Raw genomic sequence first — 15994 nt, 5'->3', positions numbered from 1 at the left:
CAAGGCGTAACGATCATGCGAACTGCGATCCTCACTCTCTTGCTGTGCCTTTGCGGCCCTGTGTTTGCAGCACAGATGGCGGTTCCCGGACTTCCCGGCGGCAGCCTGATTTTCAAGCAGGTACAGAGCATTCGTGAGCGCAAGTTCAGCGACATCGTCGAACAGAAGACCGACTTCAGCTGCGGCGCCGCCGCACTGGCGACGATTCTGCGCCAGGCCTACTGGATGGATGTCTCCGAAGATGAAGTCATCAAGGGCATGCTGGTCAATTCGGACCAGAAGCTGGTCCAGACCCAGGGCTTCTCGATGCTTGACATGAAACGCTACGCGGAAAGTATCGGCATGCGCGCCCGGGGCTATCGGATTCCTCCCGAAAAGCTCGAAGCGGTGACCATTCCGGTGGTGGTACTGATGGAAATTCGAGGCTACAAGCACTTCGTGGTGATGCAGCGGGCCCAGAAGGACTGGGTCTATATCGGTGACCCGGTACTGGGCCACAAACGCTACTCCCATGAAGACTTCGTCAAAGGCTGGAATGGCATCGTGTTCGCCATCATCGGCCCGGGCTACGACAAGACCAACGCCTTGCTCGATCCCCCCGCCCCCCTGACCGCGAAAAACAAACTCGATGGTTTCTACCCGGTCCGAGACGCGGAGTTGATGGATTTCGGCTTTATACAAAGCGACTTCTTCTAGAGAAGCGCACACAACGATAAAAAGGGGGCAGGACGCTCCGGGAGCAGCAGATGAAAACTTCATACTGGCTGGCAGCCGCCTGCCTGGCAGCAGCTCTTCCAGCACATGCTGGTTTCACGCCCATCGAAATTCAGGATTCGGAACTGTCGCAAATGCGCGGCCGCTATGTGATGCCGGGGCGAATCATCAGCTTCGGCGTGGTCATGAGCAGTACCTGGCGCAACGCCAGTGGCGACCTGATCGGTGCCACCAGCACCCTGCAGATCCAGCAATCTACGGTAACGCCCCAGTTCTATGTGACCACCATCAGCCAGACCGGCAACGGCAGCACCCCCACTTCAGGCACCGGCAACGTGATCGGCGGCGCTGGCCTGGGCACCGGCCAGGGCGTGACGCAGACCGTGCGCGCCGCCGGCGACGGCAACAGCGCCTACAACAACGTCAGCATCAATGTCACCGAAGCTAACCAGGCCCCGGCCCTGGTGCCCGGACAAGGCCAGGTACTGATCAGCGGGCAAACCATTACCGGCAGTAATGCCGCCGGCACAGTCTCGGTTTCCGCCGCCAATGGCGGTATTCAGATGGCCATCCTGGCCAACAGCAACCAGGGCAATACCCTGCAGCAAGTGGCTCAGGGCAACCTACTGCAAAACACCCGGCTGCTGGGTGACAGCAACATGGTCAACAACCTGACCCAACTCAACGTCGTCCTCAGAAACAACGGCCCGAGCAGCGGCGCCCTGGACTGTAATTTGAGTACGCTCAACGGCCTACGCAACTTCTGATCTTGAACTACGCTCCTCTCGACCATTGGGGTTCACAAGGGACGGTTTTTTCATGTATCGATCAGTTTCATTGCGCGCAGTCGTTTGTCTTAGCACGCTCCTCCCTGCGGCGGCCTTGCAGGCGGCCCCAGATGCGGATGTAGCGGCCCTGAAACAAGAACTTCTGGAGTTGAAGCAACGTTACGAAGTACAACAGAAGGCCCTTGCCGTACTGGAGCAAAGGGTCCGCCAGGTCGAGGATCAGCCCGCAGCAGCACCGCCCAAGCGCCTGGCCAAGTCGCCGGCCGATCTCAAGGGCAATCAGCAGGTCGCCGGCACCGGCGCGGGCGCGGCCTCCGGAGGCGCTGCCGGCGGGGGCAGTTCCTATGGTCAGTCACTCAAGGATGATTCGGCACCGGCACAAAGCGTGAGCAACCTCTACGACGAGGCCAGCGGCTTCTTTGGCGGCGGCAAGTTCAGCGTCGAAACCGGCATCAGCTACTCGCGCTACGATGCGCGGCAATTGACCCTCAATGGCTTCCTGGCCCTGGACTCGATCCTGCTGGGTACCGTCAACCTGGACCGGATCAAATCCGATAACTGGACCCTGGACCTGACCGCCCGCTACAACCTGAACAACCGTTGGCAGTTCGATATCAACGCCCCCGTGGTTTACCGCGAGTCCACCTATCAGTCGGGTGGGGCTAATGGCGGCAACGCACAGGGCACCGCGGAACAGACGGTTACCCGAGACCCAACCCTGGGTGACGTCAACTTTGGCGTCGCGTACAAATTCCTCGACGAGTCCGACTACATGCCCGATGCGGTCGTCAGCCTGCGAGTCAAGGCGCCTACCGGCAAGGACCCTTTCGGCATCAAGTTCGTCCAGTCCCCCAAGAGCAACAGCCTAGTGGTGCCTGAAAGCCTACCGACCGGTAACGGCGTATGGTCCGTCACACCGGGCATCTCCCTGGTCAAGACTTTCGACCCGGCGGTGCTTTTCGGCAGCTTGTCCTACACCCACAACCTGGAAGAGTCGTTCAGCGATATCAGTTCCGATATGAACTCCAAGATTCCGGGCAAAGTCAGCCTGGGTGACAGCTTCCAGATCGGTGCCGGTGTCGCCTTTGCCCTCAACGAACGCATGAGTATGTCGTTCTCGGTCTCGGACCTGATCCAACGCAAGAGCAAGCTCAAGCAGGATGGCGGCGACTGGCAATCGGTGGTCTCCAGCGATGCCAACGCCGGCTACTTCAACGTCGGCATGACCATTGCTGCCACCGACAACCTGACCATCGTGCCCAACCTGTCCATCGGCATGACCGAAGACGCCCCGGACTTCACCTTCAGCCTCAAATTCCCGTACTACTTCTGACGGCCCCCCTGCTACGGAAAAAGCCCGCTGCGAACGCAATCGCAGCGGGCTTTTTTCATGGCCGTGCTTTCAGCGAATCTGATGCTTGTGCAGCAGGCGGTAGAAGGTCGGGCGCGACACGCCCAGGACCCGGGCGGCGACACTGAGGTTGTCACTGTGGCGGTTGAGCACATCGCACAACGCCTGGCGCTCGGCGCGATGTTTGTAGTCTTCGAGGGTGCCCATGGGCGCGCTGATGGCTTGCTGGCTGAGCAGGCCCAGGTCCCGCGCCTCGATCTGCCGCCCCTCGGCCAGCACCAGGCCACGCCGCACCCGGTTGGCCAGCTCTCGGACATTGCCCGGCCAATCATGTTTGCCCATGGCCACCAGGGCGTCCTCGCTGAAGCTGCGTGGGCGGCGCCCGGTTTCCTGGCTGTAGAAGTGGGAAAAGTGGTTGGCCAGCATGCCCAGGTCGCCGTGGCGTTCGCGCAACGGCGCGGTGACCACTTGCAGGACATTGAGCCGGTAATACAGGTCCTCGCGAAAACGGCCCTTGCCAATTGCCGACTCCAGGTCGACGTGGGTTGCGGCCAACACCCGCACATCCACCGGGATCGGCTGGCTGCCACCGACCCGTTCGATGTGCTTTTCCTGGAGAAAGCGCAGCAGGTTGGCTTGCAGTTCCAGGGGCAGGTCACCGATTTCATCCAGAAACAGCGTGCCGCCGTGCGCCGCCTCGATACGCCCGACCTTGCGCTGGTGGGCCCCGGTGAAGGCGCCCTTTTCATGGCCGAACAACTCGGACTGGATCAGGTGCTCGGGAATCGCCCCGCAGTTGATCGCCACGAAGGGTTTGCTGTGCCGCTGGGATTGCCGGTGCAGGGTCCGGGCCACCAGCTCCTTGCCGGTCCCGCTTTCGCCGCGGATCAGTACCGGTGACTCGGTGGGCGCCAGCTTGCTCAAGAGTTTGCGCAGATCGCGGATCGGCCGGCTGTCGCCCAGCAGCTCATGTTCGGGCTGCTCGATATGGATGGCGCCCTGCCCGCGCAGACGCGCCATGCCGAAGGCCCGACCCAGGGTGACCTGGACCCGCGAGACATCGAACGGCAGGGTGTGAAAGTCAAAAAACCACTCGCAGACAAAGTCCCCGACCTTCTGCAACCGCAGCACATCGGGGCTCAGCACCGCGATCCACTCGGTGCCGCTGCGGCTGATCAGGTCCTTGACCGCTTCGGGGCGTTCCAGATGAAAGGGTTGCAGGCGCAGCAGGCCAACATCGCAGGAACGGTCAGCGGCCGCCTCCAGGCCACAGCTGTCGACGTTCCAGCCAACAGAGCGCAAGCCGGGCAGCAGACGATGACAATCGTCACACGGATCAACCACCAACAGTCGACGTTGCACAGGGGCTTCGAGCATGACTGATCCTTGGCGCCAAATAGAGGAAAAGTTATTAGAAACAATACTTTGGCAAACCTGGGTGTAACGTTAGCAAGAACTTGACAGCGTCTTGTACCGTTTGTTTATAGCGCTAATAGCCAAACCGACTAACCAGCTGCGCTTTTATCGGTTTGTGTGCTCGGCTTAATCCCCAACCTTTCGGTTAACTTTCAACTTTATTGACCTGGGCCCCTTGTTTGAAAGAAACACGAAATTTATCGATTAAATGTGTGACCCGTCTTCACAGTGGGGCATCAGTACAAGTACCAGCCGAACGGTAAGCCCAACCGACGGCACATCATTTGATTGGGCACCTTAAGAGAGAAGACCCCATGAACGCCCCGCTCCGTATCAACGAAGCACTCTTGATCGCCGACCGCGCATTCCAGCCATTTCAATGCGTAGCCTGGGCCCCACAAGACGGTAATGGCGAACTGAGCCTGACCGTCATCGACCGCACCAATACCCGCATTGGTCGCAAACAGATCCCCAGCAGTGCCTACTCCGATCCGGCACAACTGGAAAACCTGCTCAAACAAGCCCGCGCCGAGTTGAGCCAGGAAGGTTACACACTGCAGTCCTGGGCCATGCCCAAGTAAGATCGGTTGACGTTGGCAGCAACCTGAATCGCAGCCAACAAACCACACCCCAAAAAACCGCGAGTTCGTCACTTCGCGGTTTTTTTATGCGCAGGTTTTAGCCCTTCCCAGCACCTCGGCTTAAGAGACGTGATTAAACCTCCTTCAGCATTGGGCAGATCGGCGACCCGCTTATTCAAACTTTAGTTGTATTGAAGAACACAGACACATACACAGGCGCAGTCAGTCTGTGCGATAGCACACATAGGTTTATAAATACTTTCACAGCAACGACTGCACCTAACAACTTCCCCGTCACTCACCGACCGCATAACGCCATCTTTTAATCCATATAAAATCACGAGCAACCAGCAAGTCGCCACTTATATGGTCACACTCAAAACATAAGCAACATCAAACTAATATTTATCCTCCTGCAAAAACTCAAAACCATAAAAATACAACAGCGCTGGCGACGATCATTAATGCAGCAAGACCACGTCAAGGTCAAAACATATAAACAAGCTCTTATTTAAACTTTTAGTAGTTTTAACAACACGCGCAGTTTATTCGTGTTAAAAACCAAGACCTATCACACCAACACTATCTTTTAACTGACATCACTCAACGGGCTCTCTATGTCCTTTACTCGACGCCGTTTTATGCTCGCAAGTTCAGCCTGCCTGTTAGTCAGCGCCCCACTCTTTTTGCCGACAGGTATCGCGCAGGCCGCCGGGCTGAGAACCACAGCAACAGCCTTGAATGGCTTTTTGGAGCTTTCACGAGCGCTGACCGGACATGCCGACCTCAACCCCATCACCAGCGCCCGGATCCTGGCTGCGCTGGAAAATCAGGACAGCCACTTCGAGCATCATGTCGGCGCGCTGAGCAACCTGCTGCGCCCGGACCAATCCGCCCAGCAATTGCTGGTGACGGCCAGCGATGCGGGTTTGCGCGTCCCAGCGCTGACGATTGTCACAGCCTGGTACACCGGGACTATCGGCCGGGACGCGCAAGCGGTCAGCGTGTCTTTTTACGACGCCTTGATGTTTCGGCCCACCCTGGATGCCTGCAACGTACCCAGTTATTGCCAGCACGGCCCCCAGGGCTGGGTTCACCCGCCACCGGCCGTTGGTGTTTCAGCACCGGTCTGATTGCCCCTTCTTTTATGCACGCGCCGTGAGCAAATAGCCTAATGAACAGTCCTATTAAAAAAACCAACGGCGATATTGAGGCCGATGTGGTTATTGTGGGCTCCGGAGTAGTGGGAGCCATGATCGCCGATCAACTGGCACGACAAGGACATTCAGTATTGATCCTGGAAGCCGGCCCCATTATTGAACGAGCTCAAGTCGTGGAGAACTTTCGCAACCTGCCCTTCGATCACCGCCTGATTGACAAACCCGACTACCAAACTATTTATCCGCAAACGCCCTATGCACTCGCGCCCTTATATTTCCCGGACAACAACTACATCAGCCTGAGTGGTCCCGACAGCAATAGCTTCAAGCAATATTACTTGCGTGCCGTAGGCGGCACGACTTGGCATTGGGCCGGTTCGAACTGGCGCCATCTGCCGGTGGACTTTGTCTTGAACAGCACCTACGGCGTGGGTCGCGACTGGCCGATTTCCTACGATGAACTCGAACCCTATTACTGTCGCGCCGAAGAAGAGATGGGAATATCGGGGCCTCACGATCCTGCCCTGCAATCCCCCTCGCAGCGCAGTCGTCCCTATCTGTTCGACATGATACCCAGGGGCTACGCCGACAATTATGTGGCCAGTGTGGTGAACCCCCACGGCTATCACTTTGTTCCCGTACCCCAAGCACGCAGTGTCACGCCCTGGGAGGGGCGTCCGGCCTGTTGTGGCAGTAACAACTGCCAACCGATTTGCCCGATCGGCGCCATGTACGCCGGTATTCAACATGTGCAGAAAGCCGAACGAAATGGCGCCCTGGTGCTGGCCGAGTCGGTGGCCTACAAAATCGATACCGATCAGAACAACAAGGTCACGGCGGTGCATTGGTACGACGCCAAGCGCCAGTCACATCGCGCCAGCGGCACGGTGTTCGTACTGGCCTGCAATGCGATAGAGACACCTCGCCTGCTGCTACAGGCCGCCAATCCGGCCAACCCCAATGGCATCGCCAACTCCTCGGACCAGGTGGGCCGCAACATGATGGACCACACCGGGTTCTACTGTTCGTTCCTGGCCGACAAACCGATCTGGGGCGGTCGCGGCCCCCAGGAAAACAGCAGCATGGTCGGCATGCGCGATAGCCCGACGCGCGCGGATCACTCCAGCTTCAGCTTTATTTTCGACAACCGCTCACGGGTGCCCAATGCCACCCAGCAAGCCCTGGACATGGGATTGGTCGGCGTCGAGCTGGATGAAGAAATCCGCCGGCGCGTGGCATTCGGCATCTACATCACGGTGATGATGGAGCCCCTGCCTGACGCCAATAACCGCCTGACCCTGAGCAATACCCGTTTTGATGGGCTGGGTCTGGCCTGCCCGGACATCCACTACGACACCGGCGACTATGTCCGCCGCGGCGCGGTGGCGGCACGTGAGCGGCTGCGGCATCTGAGCGGGTTGTTTAACGGAGTCGAATTTCACACCAGCCCCTTCAACGGCAACAACCACCTGATGGGGTCGACCATCATGGGCGACGACCCGAAAACCTCGGTGGTCGACGGTGACTGTCGTGCCCATGACCATGCCAACCTCTGGTTGCCGGGCGGCTCTGCAATGCCTTCGGGAAGCGTGGTCAACAGCACCTTGACCATGGTGGCTTTAGGACTGAAGGCTGCGGATTCGATTTCCAGCTCCTTGGCGGGTAACTGATGATGACCGGCCTTCTACGCTCATCGAATGACCTGCGGCGATTGTGCCGACGGGTAAACAGCACCGCGCTGCTCCTGCTGCTAGGGCTCATGCTCCCCGCAGCCCAGGCCAAGGACGCCTCGGCGCTCGCCTTGTCGGAAAAAATTGAAGAGGGCCACTATCTGGCCCGGGCTGCCGACTGCACGGCTTGTCATACCCGCCCCGGGAGCAACCTCGAGTTTGCCGGGGGCTACCCCATCATCTCGCCGCTGGGCGTCATCTACTCGAGCAACATCACCCCCTCCAAAATCGCCGGCATCGGCAACTACAGCGAAGCCCAGTTTGCCAATGCCTTGCGCAACGGCATCCGCGCCGATGGAGCGCATCTGTACCCGGCCATGCCCTACACCTCATACAGCCAGCTAAAAGATGAGGACATCCACTCGCTGTACCTCTACTTCATGCACGGGGTGGTGGCGGTTGACAATGTGCCGCCGCAGACCGCGTTGCCCTTTCCCTTCAATATCCGCAGTTCAATGCTGGGGTGGAACCTGCTGTTTCTCAAGAAAGGGCCCTTCATCGATAACCCGGACCATAGCGAGGCGATCAATCGTGGCGCGTACCTGAGCCAGCCCCTGGCGCATTGCAGCGTGTGTCACACCCCGCGCAATGTGCTGATGGCCGAACAAGACGACAAACTCTTTACCGGGGCGGCGTTGGCTGGCTGGCACGCGCCCAACATTACCTCCGACCCTGTCAGCGGCATTGGCGGTTGGAGCGATGCCGAACTGGTGAGCTATTTGCAGACGGGCGTCGCCCAAAGCAAGGCCCGCGCCGGCGGCGGCATGGCCGAGGTGGTGGAAGACAGCCTGCAATACCTCAAGACAGAGGACATCAGTGCCATCGTGTCTTACCTGCGCACCATCCCGCCCATCCGCTCGGCCCAGGACCGCAAAAGCGCCTTCAGCTTCGGCCAGCCCAGCAGCAGTGAGGCGACGTTACGCGGCCAGTCAGCCATCAATGCCAGTGACAGCCTCAACAACGGCGCCGCGTTGTTCAGCAGCAACTGCTCCAGCTGCCACCAACCCGATGGCCGTGGAAGCAACAACCAGGCCTTTCCGCCGCTGTTCAACTCCAGCACTACCGGAGGCAGTCACAAGGGTGAAGCCAATAACCTGGTGGCGACCATCCTGTTTGGCGTTGATCGTAACGTGGGCGGGACCCAGGTATTCATGCCCGGGTTCGGGACGCAATCAGCGGTCAATGCCCTGAGCGATCAACAGATTGCGCTGATCGCCAACCACGTGTCCCGGGAGTTTGGCGACCCGACCCTGCAAATCAGCGCCGAGCAAGTCGCCCTGATCCGCGCCGGTGGAGCACCACCGTTACTGGCCAGGGTCCAGCCCTATCTCGCGCTGCTGCTGATCGGGGCTCTGATGCTGCTGGGGCTGGTATCTGTCGTGCTGTATCGACGTCGCCGTCGCCCGCATTAGCGCCTGCGCTTAACAGCACACCCGGGCTGCGCTCGGCAACCAGCCTGCTCACGCCCGCGAAGCCACGGCCTCGCGGGCTTTTTTCTGTCAGCCCTTCTGATGTTCGGCGCCAAGCACGCCAAAGGCGATTCAGACCGCATATTGTGTTTGCCGATTCCGCGACAGCCTCGCCTGTTTTCTCCCGACATTCAGCGTGGCACTGGCACACAAGTGATTGGCAGCCACAACAACTCTCTCCCTGAATAGCTAAGGCAGACTGGGCCTGCAGACCCCTGCCCCTGCATGCACGATCCGCAGCCTAATAATTCAGGGAGCCCCCCGATGCGAATAAACAGGATCCTCTTTCACTCAACCCTGGCCCTGGGCATGTGCCTGGGCGGGTTGCCCGCCTGGGCCGATTTGCCCGCCGACACCATCGGCCAGGTCACCCTGGCGGTGCCACCCGAGCCGCACCGAGCCTACGTGGTGGATGTGGAGTTCGAAAACTTCGTTACCGGCCGGGTCACGGTGATCGACGCGGACGCCAAGCGCATGCTCGGCATGGTCAGCACCGGATTTGCCGCCCCGGCCACCCTGAGCCCGGACCAGAAATACCTCTACAGCGCCGACGCCTTCTACTCACGCGGCACCCGCGGCACCCGCACCGACGTATTGACGGCCTGGAACACCTCGACCCTGTCCCCCGACTGGGAAGTGGTGATCCCCTCCAAGCGCGCGTCGATCCTGACCCAGCGCTATGCCCTTGGGGTCAGTTCCGACAGCCGCTTTGCCTACGTCTATAACTTCACCCCCGCAACCTCGGTCACCGTGGTCGACACCCAAAGCAGGAGCGTGGCCAGCGAAATCGCCATCAGCGGTTGTGTGCTCAGCTACCCGGTGGGCAAACGCAGCTTCGCCTCGTTGTGTGGCGATGGGCAGTTGCAGGTGGTCAAGCTCAATGAGCAAGGCCAGGAAGCCTCCCGCAGCCAGACGCCGTTTTTCGACCCCAATAAAGAGAAGCTCAACGAACGCGGGATCGCCGTAGGCGACATCTATTACTTCACCAGCACCACCGGCACCGTGCGCGGCGTGGACTTTTCCGGCGACACGCCCAAGTTCCTTCCCGCCTGGTCCCTGGTCGACGCCAAGGAACAACAGGCCGGCTGGGCACCTGGCGGCTGGCAGCTGCTGGCAGTGGCGCCCAGGCTCAATCGTCTGTACGCGATCATGCATGCCGATCACCAGGCCATGAAGTGGGAAGACCCAAGCCCCTATATCTGGGTGTTCGACCTGAAGACCGGCAAGAAGATCGGCACCCTCGAAGCACCGAACCCGGTCTGGAGCCTGCACGCCACCCAGGATGAAAAGCCCCTGCTGATCGGCACCAACGTCAGCGGCGGCCTGGAAATCTTCGACCTCAAGAGCGGCAAGTTCAACGGGACGATGGACAAGATCGCCAAGACCCCGATCCAGGTCCTGAGCCACTAACCCCCGTTCCACTCCAGGAGGCTCCCCATGCAACCTGATCCACTTTTCACCTTGACCGGGGCCCTGTGCACGGCGGTGATTCTGGCCAGCGCCGCGACCCATAAAGTCCGTGCACCGGCCCGCTTCAGTGCCCAACTGCAAGCCTATCAACTGCTGCCCAGTGCCCTGGTGCGCCCGGTTGCCCGCGGTCTGCCATGGCTGGAACTGGCCCTGGCCTTCGCCCTGCTGCTGCCGCTCAGCCGCACTGGCGCCGCAATGGCGGCGGCGGCCTTGCTGGCGCTGTACGCCACCGCGATGGCCATCAACCTCTGGCGCGGGCGCAAGGACATTGATTGCGGCTGCGCCGGGCCGCACCAGCGCCAGCCGATCCGCCCGCTGCTGCTGATCCGCAACGGCCTGCTGGTCGCCGTGGCACTGCTTGCCGCCTGGCAGCCCGAGAGCCGTGCACTGGGCCTGTTCGACGCCTTCGTGGTGCTCGCCGCCAGCGCGGTGGCGTTACTGATTTATGCCGCAGCCGATGGCCTTCTGGCCAACAGCCCAGGTCTTCTCAAATTGATTGGAAGGTGAATGATGCAAGCTCTGATTGTTTCCAACGTATTGCTCTGGTGCCTGCTGATTGCCCTGGCGTTCGCCGTGATGGGGCTGGTGCGGCAGATCGGTATTCTGCATGGCCGCATCGCGCCGGCCGGTGCCTTGATGCTGGACAAGGGCGTGGCGGTCAACGAACCGGCGCCGAAAGTCACCGCCGCCGACCGTGACGGGCGTCCGGTGAACTTCGGTTATGCCGGCGACAAGGGCCAACTGCTGTTTTTCCTGTCGCCGACCTGCCCGATCTGCAAGTCGCTGCTGCCGGCCATCAAATCCATTGCCAGGGAACAGGCCGAGCGCCTGGAGGTGATCTATGTCAGCGATGGCGACCTGGAGGCCCAGCGCAAGCTGATCACCGAGTTCAAGCTCGAAGGCGCGCGCTATGTGGTCGGCCCGGAAGTCGGCATGACCTACCAGATTGGCAAGTTGCCCTACGCGGCCATGATCGACAGCAGCGGCACCTTGCGCGCCAAGGGCCTGGTCAACTCCCGCGAGCACCTGGACAGCCTGTTCGAAGTCGAGCATCTGGGCAGCGCGACACTGCAGGACTACCTGCACCGCGACCACGTCCACACGCACGCGCCACAACAATAAGCCAAGGAGTCCCCCATGAAATTACTCGACCTTCTGTTCGAGCGCTCCACCCGGCGGGTCGCCGACACCACTTCACGGCGCAAGCTGCTGTCGCGCCTGGGCTCGCTGATGGTGGTGGGCGCCGCCCTGCCCCTGCTTCTGCCGATCGACCGCACCTCCAAGGCCCTGGCCGCCGAAGCACCGAAAGCCGGCGACCCGGGCGACCCCACCAGTTGCGACTACTGGCGCTACTGCTCGATCGACGGTTTTCTCTGCAGTTGCTGCGGCGGCACCGTGACCGCCTGCCCGCCGGGGGCCGAAGTCTCGCAAATCACCTGGATCGGCACCTGCCGCAACCCGGGGGATGGCAAGGACTACATCATTTCCTACAACGATTGCTGCGGAAAACACAGCTGCGCCCAGTGCGCCTGCACCCGCAACGACAGCGAGGAACCGCTGTACCGCCCGTTCAACAACAACGACGTGAACTGGTGCCTGGGCGCCAAGTCCCACGTCTACAACTGCACCATCGCGGTCATCCGCGGCGTGGCGGTCTAAGGTGGGCGGCGCCTTGCGCACCCGGTTGCTGCTCGGACTGCTGTGCCTGATCGCCGCCCCGCTGGCCCTGGCCCGGGCCATTCCCGACCCGCAGCAACGGCCGGCGCCCGGCAACGAACGGCCCCAGGTGCCCATCGCCGAAGCTGGCTACAGCACAGCGGTCAACTATCAGTTGCAATGCGCCGGCTGCCACCAGGCCAGCGGCCAGGGCTCCCCGGCCAATGACACGCCGCGCATGCGCGGCTTTGTCGGCAACTTTCTCAAAGTCGCCGGCGGCCGGGAGTTTCTGGTCCGGGTCCCCGGCATCTCCCAATCCGCCCTCAACAACGCGCAACTGGCAGACATGCTGAACTGGCTGCTGACCCGCGACGGCATGGCCGGTGACAGCCTGCCGCAACAGGTCCAGCCCTACACGGCCGAAGAAGTCAGCGCGATCCGCAGCGTCTCCATCCTCAACCTGCCCGACACCCGGTCCGGGCTGATCAAGGCGATGCAGGCGCAGGGGATTGTGATCGAGGACGGGATGCCGCGTTAGGCAGTGGGCACGTCCGGGCGATAAGCCGCGTCAGACAGGAGCGAAAGCGACACGGCCATTGCCCCAGTGATGCGGCAAGGGCCTGGTCAGGAAGGCAGCGCACAGACCCTGTCCATTCAGCAGCAGCCCCGGCAAACGGGGCTGCTGTTGTTCACTTAAACGACAGCATTAGCAGAAAAACATCTGTGGCGAGGGAGCTTGCTCCCGCTAGGCCAGGCTGGCCCTTCAGCGTGGAGCATCCTCAAACATGGGACTGCTACGCACCGGAGCGCCGGCCGGTCCAGCGGGAGCAAGCTCCCTCGCACACGTACAGTGTTCATCCTCAGATGGACGGCATCAGGCTTACGGGGCTGGCTGTTGCCTCAAGGCTCAATGAGCAATGCACACCGATTTCAACTCGGTATAGGCCTCGATCACCGCGCGCCCGAATTCACGGCCCATCCCCGACTGCTTGACCCCGCCGAACGGCATATTCGGGTCCAGCAGCACGTGGGCATTGACCCACACCGTACCGGCCTGGATCCGTGGCACCAGGTTCATGGCCTTGGTCAGGTCGTTGGTCCACAGGCTGGCCGCCAGGCCGTAAGGGCTGTCGTTGGCCAGGGCGATGGCGCTGTCTTCGTCGTCGAACGGGATCACCGACAGCACCGGGCCGAACACCTCCTCATGGGCCACGGCCATGCTGTGGTCAACGTCCGCCAGCACCGTTGGCTGCACGAAAAATCCGTCCAGGTTCAGCGCCTTGCCGCCTGCCACCAGGCGCGCGCCCTGCTCCCTTGCCAGCTCGATATGCTTGAGCACGCTCTGTTGCTGCTTGCGCGAGACCAGCGGGTTGATCGCTGCCGAAGGGTCCATGCCGGCGCCGATACTCATCCCGGCCACCGCCGCCGCCAGGCCGTCGACAAACGCCTGATAACGCGAACGCTGCACATAGAAACGCGACGCGGCGGCGCATACCTGCCCCTGGTTCAGCAGGCCACCGAGCAGCGCGCCCTGGATCGCCTTGGGAATGTCGGCGTCGGCCAGCACGATCATCGGGTTCTTGCCCCCCAGTTCCAGGGCGAAACGGGTCATGTTCTGCAACGCCGCCACGCCCACGCCTTTGCCGACTTCGGTGGAGCCGGTGAACGACACCTTGCTGATCAACGGGTGCGACGCCAGGGCATTGCCCACCGTGCTACCGCGCCCGGTGACCACGTTGAATACCCCGGCGGGAATCCCGGCCTCGAATGCCAGCTCAGCCAGGCGCAAGGCGGTCAGCGGCGTCTCGCTGGCGGGCTTGATCACCACCGTGCAGCCACAGGCCAGGGCCGGCATCAGCTTCCAGGCGCTGATCATCAACGGGAAATTCCACGGCACAATGCCCGCCACCACGCCCACTGGTTCACGTCGGGCAAAGGCGGTGAAGCGCGTGCCCTCGGGAATCGGGATCGACACATCCAGGGTCTGGCCTTCGATCTTGGTCGCCCAGCCGGACATGTAGCGCATGAACTCCACCGTGGCGCCGACATCGAGCATCCGCGCAATGTTGATCGACTTGCCCTGGCTGAGGGTTTCCAACTGGGCCAGCTCCTCGGCGTGCTGCTCCACCAGCGCAGTGAAGTTCAACAGAATGCGCTCGCGATCAGCCGGGCGCAGACCAGACCAGATGCCGGAGGTGTAGGCCCGGTGAGCCGAGGTCACGGCCTGATCGAGGACCTCCAGCCCGACATCCGCTACCCGGGCAATCTCCTGGCCGGTGGCCGGGTTCAGGACCGGCGTGCTCGGGCCGTCGTCGAGGTGCCAGCGGCCGTCGATAAAACAACCATGCTGGCGCTGTAGAAACGCGGTGACCTGGGGCAGAACTTCAACCTTGCTCATGCAGACTCCTGATAAGGAACGGCCTTGCGGCCCGTGGTGAGAGAGATCGAAGTGTTGCTGCTGGGAAACCAGCGGGGTTTGCTTTGTATGCCAGACGTATTGGTGAGGCTGCCAGGCTGTATCAATAGGAGCCCTGTTGCCACTGTCGAAGGTGGCGCTGGCCGGCATGGGCATCGAGGGTGTTCCCGGCCGATCCGGGTGTTGGCAGCGGCGACAGGATTGTGCTGTAGCCGCTGCCGCCAGGCTGCGCTGGCCGGCATGAACGCCGTAGGTGCTTCAGACAGATCAAGGGTGCTCGTGAACTTCGCCAGCGGCGACGGGGCTCAGGCGTAACGCTTGCGGTATTCGCCGGGGGACACGCCGAACCGCGCCTTGAACGCGGTGGAAAAATGGCTGGAATCGCTGAAGCCCCAGGAATACCCCAGCGCCGACAGCTTCTGTTCCGCCCCGGGCTGACGCAGTGATTCGGCGCAGAAATCCAGGCGCCGGTTCTTGATGTACTGCGCCACCACCAGGCCTTTCTTGGCGAACAGCCGGTACAGCCCACGCACCGAAACCCCCACCTCGCGAGCCAGCCACTCGGGGCACAACTCCTCGCAACGAATATGCTCGTCAATAAAGGCAAAGCTCTTGCACAAGATGCGTTGGTGCGGGTCGACGCTGTCTTCGCTGGCGCTGATGGCCGGTCGCAGCAGGCTGATCATCGCGTCCAGGGTCGCTTCGCTTTCCACCTGATTGAGTTGCGGCTGGCAGGTGGTTTCGAGAATCAGCCGATGGGAGAGCATGGCGATCGGCGAAGTCGCGGGGATCCGCCGCCCGCACTGGACCTGGTTGAAGCGCAAGGCTTGCTCCACCTGTTGGTGGGGCAAGATCAGCGACAACTGGCGCGAGTTGTCGCTGTAGGTGAAATCACTGGGGCGTGACGCATCGATCAAGGTGATATCGCCCGCTGAAAGCTTGACCCGGCTATCGCCCTGGGCCATGCCGGCCGTGCCTTCCAACTGGAACACCGCGAAATACTTGTTGCCCTCATTGGCCGCCACCTCGCGCGCAGTGCGGTACAGGCGCGCCTGGCAGGCATCGACGAAACTGAGCTTGAGCGCCCCGCTTCGGAACTCGCGGATTGCACCGGAAAACGCCGGCCCCAGGGCCTGGGCATCGAAGGCACCGCAGATCTGGTTGATCTGGTTCAGCCACTGATCAAACCCTTCACGCTGTTGTGCGTTGCACGCTCTCATGTCGAACCTCACCAGGCATTATT

At 61.2% G+C, this 15994-nt stretch carries 15 protein-coding genes; 12 read left to right on the top strand and 3 right to left on the bottom strand.

The features are described from left to right. Positions 1-15: 15 nt before the first annotated feature. From JFU57_RS22725 to JFU57_RS22715, 3 genes are read left to right on the top strand one after another with little or no spacing between them, the layout of a single operon-like run. The gene (locus JFU57_RS22725; RefSeq protein ID WP_078472195.1) at positions 16-696 is read left to right on the top strand and encodes a C39 family peptidase; all 681 of its coding nucleotides are present in this window, start codon (positions 16-18) and stop codon (positions 694-696) included. A gap of 50 nt (positions 697-746) precedes the next feature. Next, complete coding sequence (locus JFU57_RS22720; protein ID WP_078472194.1) at positions 747-1481, top strand: hypothetical protein; 735 nt, start codon at positions 747-749, stop codon at positions 1479-1481. 52 nt (positions 1482-1533) lie between these two features. Further along, positions 1534-2835 carry a hypothetical protein gene (locus tag JFU57_RS22715; RefSeq protein ID WP_078472193.1) on the top strand — a complete coding sequence of 434 codons (1302 nt, stop codon included), beginning with the start codon at positions 1534-1536 and terminating at the stop codon, positions 2833-2835. 69 nt (positions 2836-2904) lie between these two features. On the opposite strand, the gene JFU57_RS22710 is transcribed toward JFU57_RS22715, so the two are convergent. After that, positions 2905-4230, bottom strand: a complete 1326-nt coding sequence (locus JFU57_RS22710; protein ID WP_078472192.1) for a sigma-54 dependent transcriptional regulator — start codon at positions 4228-4230, stop codon at positions 2905-2907. 353 nt (positions 4231-4583) lie between these two features. Here JFU57_RS22710 and JFU57_RS22705 point away from each other — a divergent pair, with 353 nt between their 5' ends. The 9 genes from JFU57_RS22705 to JFU57_RS22665 all read left to right on the top strand — a co-directional run bounded on the left by JFU57_RS22705 (position 4584) and on the right by JFU57_RS22665 (position 12873). Then, positions 4584-4850, top strand: a complete 267-nt coding sequence (locus JFU57_RS22705) for a hypothetical protein (RefSeq protein WP_020298094.1) — start codon at positions 4584-4586, stop codon at positions 4848-4850. A gap of 617 nt (positions 4851-5467) precedes the next feature. Then, positions 5468-5983: a sugar dehydrogenase complex small subunit gene (locus tag JFU57_RS22700; RefSeq protein ID WP_078472191.1), complete on the top strand. Its 516-nt coding sequence runs from the start codon at positions 5468-5470 to the stop codon at positions 5981-5983. Between the two features lie 41 nt (positions 5984-6024). Next, on the top strand, positions 6025-7680 hold the full coding sequence (locus tag JFU57_RS22695; protein WP_201130843.1) for a GMC family oxidoreductase: 1656 nt from the start codon (positions 6025-6027) through the stop codon (positions 7678-7680). Between the two features lie 89 nt (positions 7681-7769). After that, positions 7770-9152, top strand: a complete 1383-nt coding sequence (locus JFU57_RS22690; RefSeq protein WP_242487473.1) for a cytochrome c — start codon at positions 7770-7772, stop codon at positions 9150-9152. A 321-nt stretch (positions 9153-9473) separates the two neighbouring features. Next, positions 9474-10619: an amine dehydrogenase large subunit gene (locus JFU57_RS22685; RefSeq protein ID WP_201130841.1), complete on the top strand. Its 1146-nt coding sequence runs from the start codon at positions 9474-9476 to the stop codon at positions 10617-10619. A gap of 27 nt (positions 10620-10646) precedes the next feature. After that, complete coding sequence (locus tag JFU57_RS22680; protein ID WP_078472187.1) at positions 10647-11186, top strand: MauE/DoxX family redox-associated membrane protein; 540 nt, start codon at positions 10647-10649, stop codon at positions 11184-11186. Positions 11187-11189: 3 nt separating this feature from the next. Then, positions 11190-11801, top strand: a complete 612-nt coding sequence (mauD, locus tag JFU57_RS22675; protein WP_201130840.1) for a methylamine dehydrogenase accessory protein MauD — start codon at positions 11190-11192, stop codon at positions 11799-11801. A gap of 15 nt (positions 11802-11816) precedes the next feature. Continuing rightward, positions 11817-12338 (top strand): methylamine dehydrogenase light chain, encoded by a 522-nt coding sequence (locus tag JFU57_RS22670; protein WP_020298098.1) that lies wholly within the window; start codon positions 11817-11819, stop codon positions 12336-12338. A gap of 13 nt (positions 12339-12351) precedes the next feature. Beyond that, entirely contained in the window at positions 12352-12873 is a 522-nt protein-coding gene (locus JFU57_RS22665) for a cytochrome c (protein WP_201130839.1), read from the top strand. A 369-nt stretch (positions 12874-13242) separates the two neighbouring features. Here JFU57_RS22665 and JFU57_RS22660 read toward each other — a convergent pair whose 3' ends face one another. Both JFU57_RS22660 and feaR read right to left on the bottom strand, forming a co-directional pair. Further along, positions 13243-14733 (bottom strand): aldehyde dehydrogenase family protein, encoded by a 1491-nt coding sequence (locus tag JFU57_RS22660; protein ID WP_201130838.1) that lies wholly within the window; start codon positions 14731-14733, stop codon positions 13243-13245. Positions 14734-15056: 323 nt separating this feature from the next. Then, positions 15057-15971, bottom strand: coding sequence for a transcriptional regulator FeaR (feaR, locus tag JFU57_RS22655; protein ID WP_078472185.1), 915 nt, complete (start codon positions 15969-15971; stop codon positions 15057-15059). Positions 15972-15994 lie beyond the last annotated feature (23 nt).

Origin of the sequence: Pseudomonas sp. TH07 (genome assembly GCF_016651285.1) — a bacterium.
Taxonomy (GTDB): domain Bacteria; phylum Pseudomonadota; class Gammaproteobacteria; order Pseudomonadales; family Pseudomonadaceae; genus Aquipseudomonas.
Note: the sequence above shows the minus strand (reverse complement) of the source record. Positions and strands in the feature narration are given on the sequence as shown.

Coding starts and splice junctions, on each gene's coding strand:
- JFU57_RS22725 (WP_078472195.1), top strand. CDS start 16: ATGCGAACTGCGATCCTCACTCTCTTGCTGTGCCTTTGCGGCCCTGTG.
- JFU57_RS22720 (WP_078472194.1), top strand. CDS start 747: ATGAAAACTTCATACTGGCTGGCAGCCGCCTGCCTGGCAGCAGCTCTT.
- JFU57_RS22715 (WP_078472193.1), top strand. CDS start 1,534: ATGTATCGATCAGTTTCATTGCGCGCAGTCGTTTGTCTTAGCACGCTC.
- JFU57_RS22710 (WP_078472192.1), bottom strand. CDS start 4,230: ATGCTCGAAGCCCCTGTGCAACGTCGACTGTTGGTGGTTGATCCGTGT.
- JFU57_RS22705 (WP_020298094.1), top strand. CDS start 4,584: ATGAACGCCCCGCTCCGTATCAACGAAGCACTCTTGATCGCCGACCGC.
- JFU57_RS22700 (WP_078472191.1), top strand. CDS start 5,468: ATGTCCTTTACTCGACGCCGTTTTATGCTCGCAAGTTCAGCCTGCCTG.
- JFU57_RS22695 (WP_201130843.1), top strand. CDS start 6,025: ATGAACAGTCCTATTAAAAAAACCAACGGCGATATTGAGGCCGATGTG.
- JFU57_RS22690 (WP_242487473.1), top strand. CDS start 7,770: ATGCTCCCCGCAGCCCAGGCCAAGGACGCCTCGGCGCTCGCCTTGTCG.
- JFU57_RS22685 (WP_201130841.1), top strand. CDS start 9,474: ATGCGAATAAACAGGATCCTCTTTCACTCAACCCTGGCCCTGGGCATG.
- JFU57_RS22680 (WP_078472187.1), top strand. CDS start 10,647: ATGCAACCTGATCCACTTTTCACCTTGACCGGGGCCCTGTGCACGGCG.
- mauD (WP_201130840.1), top strand. CDS start 11,190: ATGCAAGCTCTGATTGTTTCCAACGTATTGCTCTGGTGCCTGCTGATT.
- JFU57_RS22670 (WP_020298098.1), top strand. CDS start 11,817: ATGAAATTACTCGACCTTCTGTTCGAGCGCTCCACCCGGCGGGTCGCC.
- JFU57_RS22660 (WP_201130838.1), bottom strand. CDS start 14,733: ATGAGCAAGGTTGAAGTTCTGCCCCAGGTCACCGCGTTTCTACAGCGC.
- feaR (WP_078472185.1), bottom strand. CDS start 15,971: ATGAGAGCGTGCAACGCACAACAGCGTGAAGGGTTTGATCAGTGGCTG.